The sequence below is a fragment of the Streptomyces sp. NPDC058812 genome (genome assembly GCF_042744565.1).
Lineage (GTDB): Bacteria > Actinomycetota > Actinomycetes > Streptomycetales > Streptomycetaceae > Streptomyces > Streptomyces thinghirensis.
In genome coordinates this window covers 54,257-70,897 of the sequence record NZ_JBHYOB010000020.1, presented here as the reverse complement: position 1 = coordinate 70,897, position 16,641 = coordinate 54,257, and the positions used below count along the sequence as shown (strand labels likewise).

Sequence of the window (16,641 nt, the reverse complement as noted above, 5' to 3'; positions counted from 1 at the left end):
CGCGGGAGCGTGGAGGCATGACGCAGACGTTCGCATCCACCCCCTCCCCGGCCACCGCGTCCCCCGGCACCGCCCGGACCCGCCGGCTGCTGCGGGCGGTCGCCGTCCTCGCCTGCCTGCCGTACGTCGGTCTCAAGGTCGCCTGGATCGCGGGGAGTCGGACCGGGATCCCGGAAGGCAGCGTCCTGCTGGACCACCGGGCCACCATGATCGCGGCCAACGGGCTCACCCTGCTGCTGGACAGCTGTGTGATCGTGCTGGCGCTGATGCTGACCCGGCCGTGGGGCGTGCGGGTGCCGGCGTGGCCGCTGGCGTTCCCGGTGTGGGTCGCCGCGGGGCTGCTCGCGCCGATCATGACGGGGTTCCCGCTGCAGCTCCTGACGCGGGCGCTCGGCGGCGACACCGCCACCGAGTCCGGTCCGGGGCGTGAACCCTTCCTCGACGCATGGGTGTTCGGCATCGTGTACACCGGGTTCATCGTGCAGGGACTCGCCCTCGGGACACTGTTCGTGTTCTACGCACGGGACCGCTGGGGACATCTGTGGCGCGGGCGGGTGTGGGAGCTGCCGGTCGGCGTCGTCCGGACGCCGTTCAAGGCCGTCGCCGTCGCCGGGGCGGCCCTCGCGTCGTTCCCGCTCGCCGTGCGGCTGTACTGGGCGTGCGGCGGCACGGCGGGGCTCGGGGCCGGGGACCGCACCAGCGACTTCCGGGTGCTGGAGGGCATGCACGTCGCCTTCCTCCTCGCGGCGGTCGGCGGCACGCTGCTGCTCGCCTTCCACCGCGCCCGCGTCCTGCCGGTGACGGTGCCGCTCGCCGCCGCCTGGGTCGGTTCCGGTGCCGCGGCCTGCTGGGGCGGCTGGGTGCTGCTCGCCGCGCTGCTGCCGGCCGATGATCCCGCCGACCGCCCGGCACAGCTGATGTTGCTCGCCTACGCTGGGCAGATGACCGTCGGTCTTCTCCTCGCCTCAGTCGGCGCCCACTTCCTCGCCCGGCGGTCGGCCACGGCCCGCAGGCTGCCGTGACCGCACTCGCCCGGTTCCTGTTCGGCCGGCGGGCGCGCCTGCGGTGGGTCCACCTGATCCTCGGTGGCGCGCTCGCCATGCCGTACGTCCTCGTCGGCTCGGTCGTCGTAGGCCCGGTCGCCGGGGACGCGGACGTCTTCCGCTCGTTCTCCCTGCAACTGGCCTCGTTCGCCTTCGGTTTGCCGCTCGCCGCCGTCACCTCGCTGTTCCCCCTGACCCGCCCCCTGGAGTCCGGCGTGGTGCGGTGGCTGTGCGGGGTCGGGGCCGACCGGCTCGCCTACGGGCCCGCCCGGACCAAGGGCGAGAAGGGGCGCACGGCGGCCTGGTTCACGCTGCACCTGGGGGCCGGCGGGATCATCGCGGGGATGTCGCTCGCGGTGCCGCCGTTCGCGGCCGCGCTGATCGCGCTGCCCTTCGTGCCGGCACTGCGCGACGAGCGGGCGGGCCTGCCGGGCGTCCTCCACCACACCTGGGCGCTCGCGCTCGCGCCGGTCGCGGGCGCCGCGATGCTGGTCGCGCTCGCCGGATGCGCCGCCGGGTGCGGCGCGCTGCTGGCCCGCTGGGCGCCCGCGCTGCTCGGCCCCTCCCCCGAGGACCGGGTCGTGGCGGCCGAGGCACGCGCCGCCGACCTCGCCGTCCGCAACCGGCTCGCGCGCGAGCTGCACGACTCCGTCGGCCACGCCCTGAGCGCGGTCACCCTCCAGGCGAGCGCGGCCCGCCGGCTCCTGGACACCGACCCGGAGTTCGCCCGCGAGGCCCTCGCCGCGATCGAGGACACCACGCGGCGCACGGTCGGCGAACTCGACGCCGTCCTGGGCGTCCTGCGCGACGGCGACGCGCCCGGCACCGCGCCGGCGCCGACGCTCGCCGCCGACCTCGACGGCCTGCTGCGCCGCACCCGCGCGGGCGGACTGCGGGTGACGGCCACCGTCGCCACCGACCCGGAGGCGCTGCCGCCGCTGGTCTCCCGCGAGGCGTACCGCATCGTGCAGGAGGGGCTGAGCAACGCGCTCAGGCACGCGGGCGGACAGGTCGCCGTGGCGCTGTGCGTCGACGTGATGGACGATCACCTGCGGATCACCGTCGAGAACCCCCTCGGCGAGGCAGGCGAGGCCGGCCGGGCCGACGACACGTCACGCCGCCCCGGTGGCGGCCACGGCCTGCGCGGCATCGCCGACCGGGCCCGTCTGCTGGGCGGCGCGGCGGAGGCGGGCAACGTCGAGGGGACGTGGCGGCTCCACGTACGACTGCCGCTGAAGGGAACCGTGTTCCCCCCGCCCGAAGGTGACCGTGTGACCCACTCGCCAGAGAACGCGTGACCCGTCCGACGGAGACCGTGTGAGCCCGCCCGAAGCCAGACCGTATGGCGCCGCCCGAAAAAGACCGCGTGACCCACCCCAAGGAGACCGTGTGACCCGCCCGCCGATCCGGATCGTCCTCGCCGACGACGAGCGCATGGTCCGCAGCGCCCTGCGCGCCATCCTCTCCGCCGAGCCGGACATGGAGGTCGCCGGCGAGGCGGCCACCGGGGCCGAGGCCGTCTCCGTCGTGCGGGAGACCCGGCCGGACGTGGTCCTCATGGACGTCCGCATGCCCGAGGTCGACGGCATCCGCGCCACCGAGCAGATCCTCGCCACGCTCGACGCACCGCCCCGCATCGTGGTCGTGACCACCTTCGAGAACGACTCCTACGTCTACGACGCGCTGCGCGCCGGAGCCGCCGGCTTCCTGCTCAAGCGCGCCGACGCCGACACCCTCGTCCAGTCCGTACGGCTGGTGGCGCACAGCGACACGCTGCTGTTCCCGGCGGCGGTACGGACGCTGGCCGCCGAGCACGCGCGCGCGAACCCCGCCCCGCCGGCCTGGGTGGCGCGGCTCACCGAACGCGAGGGCGAGGTGCTGCGCCTCATGGCGACCGGGCTGACCAACGCGGAGATCGCCGAGCGCATGCGGGTGGGGCCCGCCACGGTGAAGACCCACGTCGCGTCGGTACTCGCCAAGACCGGCACGCGGGACCGTACCCAGGCGGTGATCCGGGCCTACGAGGCGGGCTTCACCAAGCCCCTTTCATGAACGGAAGATGAGAAATCGGGGCGGACGGAACGATTCGCTCCCGCCCGTTCGTCCTCTCAGTGGGATGAACAAGACGATCAGGCGCGCATCGGTCTTCACGCTGCTCCTGGTGTTCGCTCTGCTGGTCAGGGCGACCTGGGTGCAGTTCTACGACGCCGAGGCACTCGCGGACGACAAGGAGAACCGGCGGAACGCGATCGAGACGTACGCGGAGCCGCTCGGGAACATCATCGTGGCCGGCCGGTCGATCACCGGCTCGGCGCCGACGGAGGGGGGTGACCTCGCCTACAAGCGCACGTACGACAAGGGCAGGCTGTACGCGGCGGTGACGGGCTACGCCTCGCAGGCGTACGCGCCGACGCAGCTGGAGGGCATCTACCAGGACGTGCTCAACGGCACCGACCCGCGGCTGAAGACGGTGATGGACACGATCACCGGCACGCGGGCCGAGCCGGGCAACGTGGTCACGACGATCGACCCGGCCGTGCAGAAGGCCGGGTTCGAGGCGCTGGGCGAGACCAAGGGCGCCGCCGTCGCGATCGACCCGAAGACGGGCCGGATCCTGTCGGTCGTGTCGACCCCGTCGTACGACCCGACGTCGCTGACCGACGCCAACACCGCAGGTGAGGCCTGGGAGAAGCTCACCAGCGACCCCGACAAGCCGCTGACCAACCGCGCGCTGCGCCAGCCGCTGCCGCCGGGCTCGACGTTCAAGCTGGTGGTGGCGGCCGCCGCGCTGGAGGACGGGCTGTACGGCTCGGTGGACGAGAAGACCGACAGCCCGGACCCCTACACGCTGCCGGGCACCGTGACGGACCTGACCAACGAGAACCCCAACGCGCCCTGCGAGGACGCCACGATCCGCACCGCGCTGCAGTACTCGTGCAACAACGTCTTCGCGAAGATGGCCGTCGACCTCGGCCAGGACAAGCTGCGGACGACGGCCGAGAAGTTCGGCTTCAACGACGAGTCGCAGGACGTGCCGGTGCGCGCCTACACGAGCGTGTACCCGAAGGACATGAACGAGTCGTCGACGGCCCTGACGGGCATCGGCCAGTTCGACGTGACGGCGACCCCGCTCCAGATGGCGATGGTCTCCGCGGCCCTCGCCAACGGCGGTGAGCTGGCCTCCCCGCACATGGTGTCGCAGATCACCGACAGCGGCGGCGACGTCCTGGAGGACCACACCGACCCGGACTCGAAGCGGATCGTCAGCGCCTCCACCGCCGAGCAGTTGCAGTCGGCCATGGAGACCGTCGTCGACAAGGGCACGGGGTCGAACGCGCAGATCTCCGGCGCGACCGTGGGCGGCAAGACGGGCACGGCCCAGCACGGCGAGAACAACAGCAAGACCCCGTACGCCTGGTTCACCTCGTACGCCAAGTCCGACACGTCGGACAAGGAGGTCGCCGTGGCGGTCATCATCGAGCAGTCCGACGCGGCCCGTTCCGAGGTCAGCGGCAACGGCCTGGCGGCCCCGGTGGCCAAGGCGATGATGGAGGCGGCGCTCAAGGGCTGACTCTCCCGGGCCGGTTCGGTCTGCCATACGGCGTTCGACGCACCGCACGGTCGGTGCGTCGAACGCTGCTACAGTTCCGGACTCGGGCCCGGCGCACGGCTGTTCGACGCCGGGGAAGCCGCTGCGAGGAGAGTCCGCCGTGGGGACAGTCGTCGACGACGCCGCCTCCGCGGAGTTCCACGCCTTCTTCGAGCGCCACTACGCCGAACTCTCCCGCCTCGCCCACCTGCTGACCGGCGAGCCGGACGCCGCCGACGACCTGGCGGCGGACGCCCTGCTGGCCCTGTGGCACCGCTGGGACCGGGTCCGCGCGGCCGACCATCCGGCGGCGTACGCGCGCGGTGTCGTCGCCAACCTCGCCCGCACCCGGGTCCGCACCGCCGTACGGGAGCGCAGACGGGTCGCCCTGTTCTGGTCGCAGCGCGAGGAGAGGACGGAGAACCCGGACGTCGCGGGGGTGGTGGACGTCCAGGAGGCGCTGCGCCGGCTGCCGTTCCGCAAGCGGGCGTGTGTGGTGCTGCGGCACGCGTTCGACCTCTCCGAGAAGGACACGGCGCTCGCCCTGGGCGTCTCGGTGGGTACGGTGAAGAGCCAGACGTCGAAGGGGATGGCCGAACTGCAGCGGTTGCTCGGTACGCGGGCGGCTCCGAAGCAGGTGCACGCGGCGATCGCGCGCAGCGGTGGAGCCGCGGGAAGGAACCGATGACCGGGCAGCGGGACGTGGACGAGGAGCTGCGCGCCCGGCTGCACGGGGCGGCCGGTGCGCACGAGCCCGACCGGGCGCGCATCCTGGCCCGGGTCGAGCGCGGCATGGCGGGCCAGGGCCGGGACCGCCCCGGGCACCACCGGGCGACGCGACCACCGCTGCTGGGCTGGGCGCGGGTGGCCGGTGCCACGGCCGCGGTGGCGGGCGTCCTGGCGGTCGGCGGCTACGCGGTCGCGTCCGCGGTCAGGGACGACGCTCCCCCGCAGCGTTCGGTCGCCACCTCGCCGACCCCCACGCCGTCACCGGAGGCCACCACCAGCCGGGCCCCCGTCCCGCCGGCCGACCCGACGCCGAGCGCCCCGCCCGGGACGAAGACCCCGGACGCCCCCGCGTCCTCCCGGCCACCGGCGGCGACCGGGAGCGCGACCGCCCGGCGGCCCGTCTCCGCCGTCGAGGACGGCCCGCTGTGGTCGGACGGCTCGGTGGACCCGCACAGCAACGACTTCTGGGCACAGAGCAACATCACCTTGAAGACCGGTGAACCGCTGACCGCGCTCACCGTCGAACTCCGGGTGGCGCAGACCGGCGGGGTCACGTCCACCGGCGCCTGGCGGTCGCTGCCGGAGGACGACTTCACGTTCACGGTCGAGGAGCGGGACGGTTTCCTCGTCCACCGGTGGACGCTCGAGCAGGGCCGTACGGTCCCGGCGGGCGAGTGGATGTTCGCCGGCCAGTACGACCACGAGCGCGGCGGCCGGGACGCGGGCGGCGACCGCTACTCCGCGACGGCCACCGCCGGCTCCGAACGACTCTCGGTGCAGGGCGACTTCGCTCCCCGCGACGGCGGTTCGTGAAGAGCCGCCGCGTGGCAGCCGAGTCATGAGAAACCTTGAGGACGCGGCAACCCTTTCCTCACCAGTGGCGACCAGGAAGCGCGAAGATCCTCTCCCCACGCAAGGAACACGAGCATGACTGCACGAGCTGAACAGCGCGTCCGCCACCGCCGCCGGGTCACCAAGCGGCGGGCGGTGATCGCCGGAACCGCTGCCTTCGGCCTCACCGGTGCGGCGGTCGTCACCACGACGATGCTGTCCACCGCGGGTGCCGCGTCGTCCTGGCCCACGGACACCGGCGGCAAGCCCGTCTCGTCGACGATCCCGGTCAAGGGGACGTACGACGGCGGGATGAAGAAGTTCTACGGCACCGGCGCCCTGGGCGGCGACAGCCAGGACGAGGGCCAGGATCCGGTCTTCGAGCTGGCGGACGGCGCCACGCTGAAGAACGTCGTCATCGGCACCCCGGCCGCCGACGGCGTCCACTGCAAGGGCTCCTGCACCCTGCAGAACGTGTGGTGGCTGGACGTCGGCGAGGACGCCGCCAGCTTCAAGGGCACCTCGGCCTCGGCGGTCTACAAGGTGTACGGCGGCGGCGCGAGGAACGCCGACGACAAGGTGCTCCAGTTCAACGGCGCGGGCAAGCTCGTCGTCTCGAAGTTCCGGGTCGAGAACTTCGGCAAGCTGGTCCGCTCCTGCGGCAACTGCGGCAAGCAGTACCAGCGCACGGTCATCATCAACGACGTGGACATCACCGCGCCCGGCAAGTCGATCGTCGGCGTCAACCAGAACTACGGCGACACGGCGGCCCTGCGGAACATCCGCGTCCACGGCGACGGCAAGAAGAAGATCGAGACCTGTGTCCGCTTCGAGGGCAACAGCTCGGGCAAGGAGCCCAAGAAGCTCTCCCCGGTCGGCCCGTACGGCAAGACGTGCGACTTCACCGGCTCGGACATCGCGTACGAGTGACCGCCGGGGCGCACCCCTGATCCGCCGGCCCGCCCCCCGGGCCGGTGCGCGCCGTCCGAGCCCCCACTCGGCCGGCCGTCGAACGCCCCCGCCGGTGACGACCGGTGGGGGCGTTCCCCTTCTCAGGGACCGGGCCCGGTCCGAAACTTTCGCCCCCTGCCGTCCCGTTGACGTCTCGACTCCCACCGGTGACACTCCGAGGGCACACCATCCAACAGAACCCCTCAGACTCCCACAGGAAGTGTCATGCGCCGCCACACCGCCCGTCGCACGCTTCTGATCCCCTTCCTCGCTCTCCTCCTCGCCCTGCTCGCCGCCCCGCCGGGTGCCGCACACCCGGGAGCACCGCCCGTGAGCCCCGCCGGGTCCCCGAAATACGCGGGATACCTCTTCGCCTACTTCACCGGCGAGGGCACCGCCGACGGCGAGCAGATCCGCTACGCCCTCAGCCGCGGCAACGACGCCCTGCACTGGCGCGAGCTGAACGCCGGGAAGCCGGTGCTGACGTCCACGATCGGCGAGAAGGGGCTGCGCGACCCGTTCGTGATCCGCTCGCCCGAGGGCGACAAGTTCTACATGATCGCCACCGACCTGCGGATGTACCGGAACAGCAGCGGCAGCTGGGACGAGGTCCAGCGGCACGGCAGCAAGTCGATCATGGTGTGGGAGTCCACCGACCTGGTCCACTGGACCGACCAGCGCCTGGCGAAGGTGTCCCCGGACAACGCGGGCAACACCTGGGCACCGGAGGCCTACTGGGACGACGAGCTCGACGCGTACGTGGTCTTCTGGGCGTCCAAGCTCTACGCCGACGACGACCCGGACCACACCGGTTCGACGTACAACAGGATGCTGTACGCGACCACCGAGGACTTCCGCACCTTCAGCGAGCCGAAGGTCTGGAACGACCCGGGCTACTCGGTCATCGACTCGACGGTCGTCGAGCACGACGACACGTACTACCGCTACACCAAGGACGAGCGCGACCCGTCCTCCGGCTCGCCCTGCTCGAAGTTCATCACCGGCGAGAAGTCGACGTCCCTGACCGACACCTCGTACGACTTCGTCTCGGACTGCATCGGCCGCGGCGCGATGGACCGCGGCGAGGGACCGACGGTGTTCAAGTCCAACACCGAGGAGAAGTGGTACCTGTTCGTCGACGAGTACGGCGGCCGGGGATACCTCCCCTTCGAGACCACCGACCTCGACTCGGGCGAGTGGACGCCGTCGACCGACTACCAGCTGCCCGCGAGCCCGCGGCACGGCACGGTGATCCCGGTGACGCAGGCGGAGTACGACCGGCTGCTGGGCGCCTACCCGGCCAGTCCCGCGTCGGTCGTGGACGTCACGGCACGCGGCCAGAAAGGGTACGCGGTCGTCAGCGAGGAGACGAGCAGGGTCGTCCTGCCGATGGAGCCCCGCGCGAACCCGCGCGACCTCGCCCCGAAGCTGTGGGCCGGCGAGGGCGCGACGGTCAGCCCGAGGTCCGGCACGCGCCGCGACTTCCGCAAGCCGCAGACGTACACGGTGACGGCCGCGGACGGCACGAAACGCGCCTGGACGGTCGAGGCGGTGCCCACCCGCAGCCCGGTCCTGCCCGGCCTGTACGCGGACCCGGACGTCCGGTACATGGACGGCCGGTACTGGATCTACCCGACGACGGACGGCTTCCCCGGCTGGAGCGGTACGCGGTTCAAGGCGTTCTCGTCGAAGGACCTGGTCCACTGGAAGGACCACGGCGTCATCCTCGACCTGGGGCCGGACGTCGCCTGGGCCGACAAGAACGCCTGGGCCCCGGCGATCGCCGAGCGGGACGGCAAGTACTACTTCTACTTCTGCGCCGAACAGCAGATCGGCGTCGCGGTGGCCGACTCGCCGGCCGGCCCGTTCCGGGACGCGCTGGGCAAACCGCTGGTGGCCAAGGGGCGGTTCGGCGGGCAGATGATCGACCCGTCCGTCTTCACGGACGACGACGGGACGTCGTACCTGTACTGGGGCAACGGGCGCGGCTACGTCGTCCCGCTCAACGACGACATGGTGTCCTTCGACGCCTCCCGGGTGAAGGACATCACCCCGGAGGACTTCCGCGAGGGGTCCTTCGTCGTGGAGCGCGACGGCACGTACTACTTCATGTGGTCCGAGGACGACACCCGCAGCGAGAACTACCACGTGGCCTACGCGACCGGACCGACCCCGCTCGGCCCGTGGACCGAGCGCGGCACGATCCTGTCCAAGCGCCCGGAGTACGGCATCCTCGGCACCGGCCACCACTCCGTGGTCAACACGCCCGGCACCGACGACTGGTACATCGTCTACCACCGCTTCGCGCTGAACGGGCCCGGGAAGCCGGGCGGGGACGGCACGCACCGGGAGACCACGATCGACCGGCTGCGCTTCGCGGCGGGCGGCACGATCGAACCGGTGGTGCCGACCCTGGAGTCGGTCAGGCCGGTGCGGCGGTGACCGACTCCAGCCACGCGAAGACCTCGTCCTGCATGCGCCGCGGAAAGGCGTGTCCGACGTCCGGCCAGGTCTCGGTGCGCAGCCGATCGGCGGCGCCCCGGGAGTGCCAGACGGCGCGCAGCCTGTCGTAGGCGGTGCGCACACCCTCGGCGGTGAACAGGTGGTCCTGCGCACCGCCGAGGAACAGCATCGGCCTGGGCGCGGCGATGCTCGCCACGTCGGGGAGGTCGAGGTGCCGGGCGAGGCCGGGGTGGAGCATGTGGAACGCGGACTGCCCGCGCAGGGTGTTGCTGCCGGGCACCAGCAGCTCCTTCAGGCCGGTCATCCAGCACACGCTCACCGCGGCGGCGACGGCGTCGCTGAGGGCGGCGGTCTGCCAGGCGCGGTAGCCGCCCATGGAGAAGCCGACGGCCGCGATCCGCCGGGCGTCCACGCGGTCGAGGGAGGCCAGGAAGCCGGCGGCGCGCTCGTCCTCCCGGGCCAGGAGCCCGGCGAGCGAGCTGCCGAGGTGGAAGAGGCCACTGGCGAGGGCCTGTTGCCGCTCGTAGGTGAGCGGCTCGCGGTCGCCCCAGCCCAGGGCGTCCGCGCAGAACACCACGTACCCGCGCCGGGCCAGTTCGTCGCCGGGGAAGCGCCCGTCGAAGTGCCGGTCCGCCCACTCTTCGGCGGCGGCGAGCCGGGAGTCGTCGTACCAGGGCCGGACCGCCTTCTCCTTGCCGATGTCGAAGCGGGAGCCGTGGTCGTGCAGGAGCAGGACGGCCGGGAAGGGCCCGGCGCCGTGCGGGGTGAGCAGGGCGCCGCGGACCCGTCCGTAACGGGTGAGGGAGAGGGTGACCAGTTCCCGTGTGTACCCGTCACCGTCCGAGCGGGCGGCGAACTCCGGGGCGTAGGGCGTGTCGTCCTGCCGGTCGACGAGGAGATGTTCCTCGACCGTCGCGCGGGCCGTCCGCCGCCACGCCTCGAAGTCCCGCACCGGCGAGCTGCCCCAGGCGAGCGGGAACGTCAGCTCGTCCTTGAGCGCCGGATGGAAGCCGGGCAGCCCACCGTGCGGGCCGCCGGCCGGGTCGTCGGGCAGGTCACCGCCGGCCGTCATACGGGCGCCAGTCGCCGAGGTACGCCTCCCGGGTGTGCGACGCGGCCTCGGCGCGGGTGAGCTGGGGCCGGTTCTCGGGGACGGTGATCGCGGCGCCGGGGCCGGTGTTGCGGTACTCCCGGAACCGCTGCTCCTGCCAGGGGTGGGCGTCCCGCATGTTGGCGTAGGGCGCGGCCGCGTCGATGCCCGCGCCGAGGCGGGTCTCGCGCACGGTGAGCATCGGTCGGGCGGTGGTGTCGGAGCTGGGCACCCAGGGGCGGGCCAGCTTGTAGTAGCCGTCGGGGGCCGCACTGCTGACGCGGCCGTGCGTGACGAGGTAGCCGCGCGGGTTCTCGCCCACCGTGGACGGCGCGAACACGAAGCCGTGGGGGGCGCCGGACAGGTCGGTGCGGACCAGGGTGCGGAAGTGGCAGTGCTCGTACACGGCCGTCGCCCGGCCGAAGACGAAGTCGACGTCGCCCTCGACGTAGCAGTGGGCGTAGTACTGGCGGGCGAAGAGGCCCCGGTCGCGGGAGTCGGCGTAGAGGGTGTCCTGGTGGCCGAGGAAACGGCAGTGGTGGAACGCCGAGCGGTCGCCCTGGACCTTGATGGCGACGGCCTGGGTGCCGCTGAAGCCGGGGTGGTCGGCGCGCAGCCAGTCGTTGGCGAAGGTGATCCGGTGGGCGGTGAAGCCGTCGGCCCGCACGGTGGTGGTGGCGGAGCCGCTGGTGCCGTAGTTGCCGGAGCCGTCCGGCTTGGGGGTGCCGGCCGCGTTGTCGTAGACGACGACGACGTCGCGCGGGTCCTCACCGGCGCCGATCCAGGTCGCCTCGGTGCGGTCGGCGTCGACGGAGACCGTCTCACGGTAGATGCCGGGGGCGAGGACCAGCGTCCAGCCGCTGCCCTCGGCGGCGGTGACGGCGGCCTGGACGGAGGTGAAGTCGCCGCGGCCGTGCGGGTCGACGTACAGGGTCCTCGGGGTGCGGCGGTCGGCCGGTGAGCCGTACCGGCCGAAGGGGCGCGGGCGCGGCCGGGTGCCGGCGGCGGCGGGGCCGGCCGCGAGGCCGAGGGCGGCGCCCGCGCCGGCGGTCGTCAGGAGGAAGCCTCTGCGGGAGGGGGCGGGTCGGTGCATGCCGGTGCTCCTTCGGTGCGCGTACGTTGCGGGTGCGGGAGGGCCGGGGCGGTGCGGGCGCCCCGGCCCTCGGTTCTGGGGCGTCAGCGCAGGCGGCCGGCGCCCGCGCCGTGGTCGACGACGACGGGGACCGCCCAGGCCGGGAGGACCTTGGTGCGCAGGGTGGGCGTCCAGCCCGCGCCGGACCGCAGGGGCGTGTCCGGGTTCTCGGCGTTGTGCGCGGCGATCAGGTCGACGCTCCGGCCGTTGACGCGGTTGTGCGCGGCGGTGAGCGGCGAGTCGTTCCACCGCTTCAGCACCTTCCCCGGGCTGACGCCGTCCGGCAGGGTGAAGGCGTTGTGCTCGGCGACGAGCTGGGACTCCTTGCCGACGCCGAAGCTGTAGGCGTAGTCCTCGCCCGCCACGAAGTGGTTGTTGTAGACGTCGACCTGCCCGAACCGCACCCGGGGCGCGCGCTCGACGAGGCCCTTGAAGACGTTGTGGTGGAAGGTCGTCTTCAGGTGCCCGCGGTCACCGGCGGCGGTGGACTCGCTGTCGCTGTTGCCGATCAGGATCGTCTTGTCGTGTTCGGTGAAGACGTTCCAGGAGGCGGTGACGTAGTCGGCGCCGCGCACGATGTCGAGCTGGCCGTCGTGCTGCTGGTAGAGCATGCCGAAGTAGGTGGGTGCCGCGCTGTCGGGGTGCTCGCCGTCCGTGAAGGTGTTGTGGTCCAGCCACACGTGCGTCGACCCGTACACGACGGCGCTGTCGTACTCGGAGTTCCAGTTGCCCTTGTCGCCGTCGGTGGGGTCCCACTGGGGGAAGCAGTCGACGGGGCTCTCGAAGGTCAGGTTGCGGACGATGACGTTGTCCACGCCCTTGATCTGGAGGCTGGCGCCCTTGATACCGGCGTTCCGCCCGACGCCGATGATCGTGGTGTCGGCGGGGACGTTCGCCTTGATGGCCCGGTCCTGCCGGTCGGCGGAGGCGCGGCGCAGTCCCTCGGGGCTGTCGTCGGGCTCGTCGCTCAGGTCGGTCTCCAGGCCCCAGCTCTGCGGGGAGTACTTCTCCAGGTAGGCGTCGAAGTCGTACCCGGGTTCGGCGAAGGCGTCGCAGCCCTCGGAGACGGCGTCGATCGTGCCCTTCACCTTGATGATCCGCGGCGCGGTGCCGCCGGCGGCGAGGGCGGCCTTGAACTCGGCCCAGGTGGAGACGGTGTACACGTGCTCCGCGTCGGCGGCGGCCCCGCCGGTGGTGCCGGTGCCGTGGGAGGCCCAGCCGTCGTTCGCCGGCAGCGTCTGACGGGCGGTGTCGCGGGGGTGGTGGTGGCCGGGGCGGGCCTGTGCGGTGGCGGCGGTCAGGGTCAGTACGAGGGCGGTGCAGCCGACCAGCGCGGCGGCTCTCTTCGTGGCATGCCCATGCCATCTCTGTGTGCTCATGAAGCGGCTCTCCCTTTTCCGTGGTTCGGGGGTGCTACGCGCCGGCCGGCGCCGGCCAGTTGATCCAGGACTCGGGGATCTCCTCGTCCAGCCGGCGCACGTCCCGGTGCGCCAGCACCCGCGTGCGCAGCAGCTCCCGTGCGACGAGCCGGGCGACCGCGATCGCGCCGGGCGGGTTGAAGTGGGTGTTGTCCTGCTCGGTGGCGGTCCAGTTGAAGTACGCCTTGGTCCCCTCGGCGCCGAGCCGCTGCCACAGCGCGAGCGACAACGCCTGTGCGTCGAGCAGCGCCACGCCCTCCTGTCGCGCCAGCGCCCGCATCGCCGCCGGGTACTCCCCGTGGCTCGGCCGCGCGTCGCCCGCCGCGTCGAACCGCCGCCGCTCGACGGACGTGGCCAGCACCGGCCGCGCCCCGCGGGCCCGGGCGCCGTCGACGTACAGCCGGAGGTGGTCCTGGTACGTCGTCCAGGGCTCGGTGTAGCGGGTGGGGTCCTCGTCCTTCTCGTCGTTGTGCCCGAACTGGACGAGCAGGAGGTCACCGGGTCGGATCGCGTCGAGGACGACGTCCAGCCGCCCTTCGTCGACGAAGCTCTTGGAACTCCGCCCGTTCACGGCGTGATTGGACACACCGAGGTCCTTGCGGAGGAAGAACGGCAACGCCATCCCCCACCCGGTCTCGGGCGCGGCGTCGGTGTACTTCTGCGCGGCGGTGGAGTCGCCGGCGATGTAGAGGGTACGGGGGCGACGTCCGCCGGCCTGGGCGGTGCCGGTGGCGGCGAACGCGAGGGGAACAGCGGAGACGGCAGCCGAAGTGACCTGTCTTCGGGTGAGTGACACGCCGGAACGCCTTTCGAGAGAGGGGACGGGGCAGGGACGGCCCGCGGGCCTGCGATTCGCGGGCCGCCCCACGGCGAAGCACAGGACTAACCCATCTGCTCCGTCCACTCGGCCTGTGCCTCGTTCAGCTGCTCAGCCATCGTGTCGAGGAACGACTTCGCACTCATCTTCCCGAGCAGCACCTTCTGCAGGTTCGGCTCGTTGTCCGCCTTGGAAATGGTGTTCCAGTCCGGCAGGTAGTACGGCAGCTGGACAATGGTCGTGGAGCCGTCGTTCAGCGCCTTGGCCGCCAGCTTCGTCGGCTCCGCCTTCTGGATCCACGCGTCCTTCGCGGCCTCCGTGTTCGACGGCACCTGCCCCGCCGACTCGTTGAACTTCGAGTTCTGCTCGGGTGAGGTGGCGAACTCGATGAACTTCCAGGCGGCCTCCTTGTTCTTGGAGCTCTGGAACACGCCGAGCCCGTCGACCGGGTTGGACACCTGGACCCGCTTGCCGGAAGCGCCGACCGGCTGCGGAATGCCGCGGAACTTCTCGACGCCGAGCGCCTTCACGTGATCCTGGTAGGAGCCCAGGTTGTGGTTCAGCATGCCGATCGTGCCGGAGTCCCACTGGGCGACCATCTTGGCGAAGTCGTTGTTGACGTCGGCGGCCGGCGTGGCCTTCTTGTAGAGGGCCGCGTACTTCTCCAGCGCCTCCACGTTCTTCGGGTCGTTGACGGTGGTCTTCTTCTTGCCGGCGTCCCAGAACGAGGTGATGCCGGACTGCCCGTACATCGCGTCGAGCGCCTGCGCGATGGAGCCGGAGCCGCCGCGGATGGTGTAACCGAACTCGTTCTGGTCCTCGTCGGTCAGCTTCTCGGCGGCCTCGTAGAACTTGTCCCACGTCGTCGGCGCGTCCAGACCGGCCTTGTCGAACAGGTCGGTGCGGTAGTAGAGGACGCCGTTGTTCGCGGAGGTCGGCACCGAGTACAGCGTGCCGTCGCCGCCGCCGGCGGCCTTCAGGGACTCGACCATGTCCTTGTTGAGCTTGCCGCCGAGGGAGGACTTGGCGAGCCGGTCGTCCAGCGGCTCCAGGGCGTTCTGGGCCGAGAACCCGGCGAGCATCGCCGCGCCGACACCGCCGACGTCCGGCAGGCCGCCGCCCTGGATGGCGGTGTCGACCTTGGACTGGTACTCGGTGGCGGCGATCCCGACGTACTCCACGTCGATGTCCGGGTTCGCCTTCTCGAAGTCGGCGATGATCTCCTTCCAGACGGCCGTACGGATACCGCCGTTGTTGTCCCAGAAGACGATCTTCCCCTTGCCGCTGCCCTCGGCGCCCTTGTCGCCGCCCGCCCCGCTGCCGTCGTCACCGCAGGCGGTGGCGGTCAGCGCGAGCACGGCCCCCAGGGCGACGGCGGCGGAGGTCCGGCGCCTGCCTGTGCTTCTGCTGCTGCGATTGCTGGTCTTCATTGATCGGCTCTCTTCTTCTGGATCCAACGGAGCGGTGAACGTGCTGAACACGTGGGGGAGTCAGTGGTGGTTCAGTGTGCCGAGCTGCTTCTGCGGCCCGGAGAAGCGCTTGACCAGGGCGGGAACGGCGGCCGCCGGGTCGAGCCGGTAGTCGTAGAAGTCGCGCGGTTCGAAGGCGTCGCCCCATGCGTCATGCCGGCCGGTCGTGTCCTTCAGGACCGATCCTCGCTGCACCAGTTCCGCGGTGGCGTCCGCCTGGTAGGGGTGCTGGACCCCGTCGTAGTAGCTGTTCTCGATGACCATCCGCGTCGCGCCGCGCGCCCAGTTCCCGTACGTCCACAGCGGGTCGCCGTCGACCACCTGTGCGGAGAGGTAGTTGTTGTACAGGTGCGCGTAGGCGCAGTTGTCGGCGGACGGGTTGCGCTGTTTCGTACCGGCGAACCAGTTGTGGTCGATGGTGATCTGGGTGCGGACGTTGTCCGTCCAGCCGATACCGAGCGCCTTGTTGTGGTTCTCGAACCGGTTGTAGGAGACGGTGACGTACTCGCTGTCCTTGCGGATGTCGAGCAGTCCGTCGCCCATGTGCGTGAGGCGGTTGTGGTCGATCCAGACGTGGTGGACGGAGTCCATCTGGATCGCGTCGAAGTCGGTGGTCTTGCCGTCCCAGTCGCCCTCGACGTAGCTGTCGCGGATCGTGAGGTTGCGGATGATCACGTTGTGCGTGCCGGGGTCGAGGTGCAGCTCGCCGTGGACGATCTCGCCCGTGTCGCCGACACCGATGATCGTCTTGTCGGAGCCGACCACGATGTCCGAGCCGAAGGGGGCGACGGCGATCGAGCCCGCCACCCGGATGACGTACGGCTCCTTCGCCGCCGCGTACTTCGCCAGCGCGGCCTGGTCGGTGACGGTGACGACCTCGCCGCCCGCGCCGCCGGTGGTACCGCCGGCGAGGGAGGCGAAGCCGTGCGCCCTGTCGGTGAGGCGGGGTGAGCCCGTCTCGTGGGCCGGGGCGGCCTGTGCCTCCCCGGCCGTCCCGAGGGCCAGGGCGGCGACCAGACCGAGGACGGCGGCCAGGGTCCTGCCGGTTCCCGGCAAGCGCTTGCTACGGAGGTGCGTCATTGCGGCTCCCAACAGGCGTACGGGTGGGG

13 protein-coding genes and 1 pseudogene are annotated in these 16,641 nt (G+C 71.7%); 8 read left to right on the top strand and 6 right to left on the bottom strand.

Annotation, left to right across the window (positions count from 1 at the left end; genetic code table 11):
- Positions 1-17 precede the first annotated feature (17 nt).
- The 8 genes from ACFW48_RS31445 (at position 18) to ACFW48_RS31410 (ending at position 9,585) form a co-directional block, all read left to right on the top strand.
- Positions 18-1,022 carry a hypothetical protein gene (locus ACFW48_RS31445; protein WP_386320615.1) on the top strand — a complete coding sequence of 335 codons (1,005 nt, stop codon included), beginning with the start codon at positions 18-20 and terminating at the stop codon, positions 1,020-1,022.
- The gene (locus tag ACFW48_RS31440) at positions 1,019-2,341 is read left to right on the top strand and encodes a sensor histidine kinase (protein ID WP_386320612.1); all 1,323 of its coding nucleotides are present in this window, start codon (positions 1,019-1,021) and stop codon (positions 2,339-2,341) included. The genes ACFW48_RS31445 and ACFW48_RS31440 overlap by 4 nt, the downstream gene beginning before the upstream one ends.
- A gap of 91 nt (positions 2,342-2,432) precedes the next feature.
- Positions 2,433-3,095: a response regulator gene (locus ACFW48_RS31435; RefSeq protein WP_386320609.1), complete on the top strand. Its 663-nt coding sequence runs from the start codon at positions 2,433-2,435 to the stop codon at positions 3,093-3,095.
- Positions 3,096-3,159: 64 nt separating this feature from the next.
- The gene (locus tag ACFW48_RS31430; protein ID WP_386320607.1) at positions 3,160-4,614 is read left to right on the top strand and encodes a peptidoglycan D,D-transpeptidase FtsI family protein; all 1,455 of its coding nucleotides are present in this window, start codon (positions 3,160-3,162) and stop codon (positions 4,612-4,614) included.
- A gap of 139 nt (positions 4,615-4,753) precedes the next feature.
- Positions 4,754-5,320 carry a SigE family RNA polymerase sigma factor gene (locus ACFW48_RS31425; RefSeq protein ID WP_386320606.1) on the top strand — a complete coding sequence of 189 codons (567 nt, stop codon included), beginning with the start codon at positions 4,754-4,756 and terminating at the stop codon, positions 5,318-5,320.
- Positions 5,317-6,174 carry a hypothetical protein gene (locus ACFW48_RS31420; RefSeq protein ID WP_386320604.1) on the top strand — a complete coding sequence of 286 codons (858 nt, stop codon included), beginning with the start codon at positions 5,317-5,319 and terminating at the stop codon, positions 6,172-6,174. The genes ACFW48_RS31425 and ACFW48_RS31420 overlap by 4 nt, the downstream gene beginning before the upstream one ends.
- Positions 6,175-6,288: 114 nt before the next feature.
- A complete protein-coding gene (locus tag ACFW48_RS31415; protein WP_386320601.1) occupies positions 6,289-7,122 on the top strand; it encodes a pectate lyase in 834 nt (277 codons plus the stop codon).
- 246 nt (positions 7,123-7,368) lie between these two features.
- Entirely contained in the window at positions 7,369-9,585 is a 2,217-nt protein-coding gene (locus tag ACFW48_RS31410) for a family 43 glycosylhydrolase (RefSeq protein WP_386320599.1), read from the top strand.
- Here the strand turns inward: ACFW48_RS31410 and ACFW48_RS31405 are convergent.
- The 6 genes and pseudogenes from ACFW48_RS31405 to ACFW48_RS31380 form a co-directional block, all read right to left on the bottom strand.
- Complete coding sequence (locus tag ACFW48_RS31405) at positions 9,566-10,678, bottom strand: dienelactone hydrolase family protein (RefSeq protein ID WP_386320597.1); 1,113 nt, start codon at positions 10,676-10,678, stop codon at positions 9,566-9,568. The genes ACFW48_RS31410 and ACFW48_RS31405 overlap by 20 nt on opposite strands.
- Positions 10,662-11,789: a pectinesterase family protein gene (locus ACFW48_RS31400; protein ID WP_386320594.1), complete on the bottom strand. Its 1,128-nt coding sequence runs from the start codon at positions 11,787-11,789 to the stop codon at positions 10,662-10,664. Before ACFW48_RS31400 ends, ACFW48_RS31405 begins: the two co-directional genes overlap by 17 nt.
- Before the next feature lie 83 nt (positions 11,790-11,872).
- On the bottom strand, positions 11,873-13,207 hold the full coding sequence (locus ACFW48_RS31395; RefSeq protein WP_386320592.1) for a polysaccharide lyase family 1 protein: 1,335 nt from the start codon (positions 13,205-13,207) through the stop codon (positions 11,873-11,875).
- A 34-nt stretch (positions 13,208-13,241) separates the two neighbouring features.
- Positions 13,242-14,042 (bottom strand): rhamnogalacturonan acetylesterase, encoded by an 801-nt coding sequence (locus tag ACFW48_RS31390; RefSeq protein WP_386320591.1) that lies wholly within the window; start codon positions 14,040-14,042, stop codon positions 13,242-13,244.
- An 86-nt stretch (positions 14,043-14,128) separates the two neighbouring features.
- Entirely contained in the window at positions 14,129-15,493 is a 1,365-nt protein-coding gene (locus tag ACFW48_RS31385; RefSeq protein ID WP_386320588.1) for an ABC transporter substrate-binding protein, read from the bottom strand.
- Positions 15,494-15,568: 75 nt separating this feature from the next.
- A pseudogene (locus ACFW48_RS31380) lies at positions 15,569-16,612 on the bottom strand (polysaccharide lyase family 1 protein); the annotation flags it as partial.
- Positions 16,613-16,641 lie beyond the last annotated feature (29 nt).

Coding starts and splice junctions, on each gene's coding strand:
- ACFW48_RS31445 (WP_386320615.1), top strand. CDS start 18: ATGACGCAGACGTTCGCATCCACCCCCTCCCCGGCCACCGCGTCCCCC.
- ACFW48_RS31430 (WP_386320607.1), top strand. CDS start 3,160: ATGAACAAGACGATCAGGCGCGCATCGGTCTTCACGCTGCTCCTGGTG.
- ACFW48_RS31420 (WP_386320604.1), top strand. CDS start 5,317: ATGACCGGGCAGCGGGACGTGGACGAGGAGCTGCGCGCCCGGCTGCAC.
- ACFW48_RS31415 (WP_386320601.1), top strand. CDS start 6,289: ATGACTGCACGAGCTGAACAGCGCGTCCGCCACCGCCGCCGGGTCACC.
- ACFW48_RS31410 (WP_386320599.1), top strand. CDS start 7,369: ATGCGCCGCCACACCGCCCGTCGCACGCTTCTGATCCCCTTCCTCGCT.
- ACFW48_RS31405 (WP_386320597.1), bottom strand. CDS start 10,678: ATGACGGCCGGCGGTGACCTGCCCGACGACCCGGCCGGCGGCCCGCAC.
- ACFW48_RS31400 (WP_386320594.1), bottom strand. CDS start 11,789: ATGCACCGACCCGCCCCCTCCCGCAGAGGCTTCCTCCTGACGACCGCC.
- ACFW48_RS31395 (WP_386320592.1), bottom strand. CDS start 13,207: ATGAGCACACAGAGATGGCATGGGCATGCCACGAAGAGAGCCGCCGCG.
- ACFW48_RS31385 (WP_386320588.1), bottom strand. CDS start 15,493: ATGAAGACCAGCAATCGCAGCAGCAGAAGCACAGGCAGGCGCCGGACC.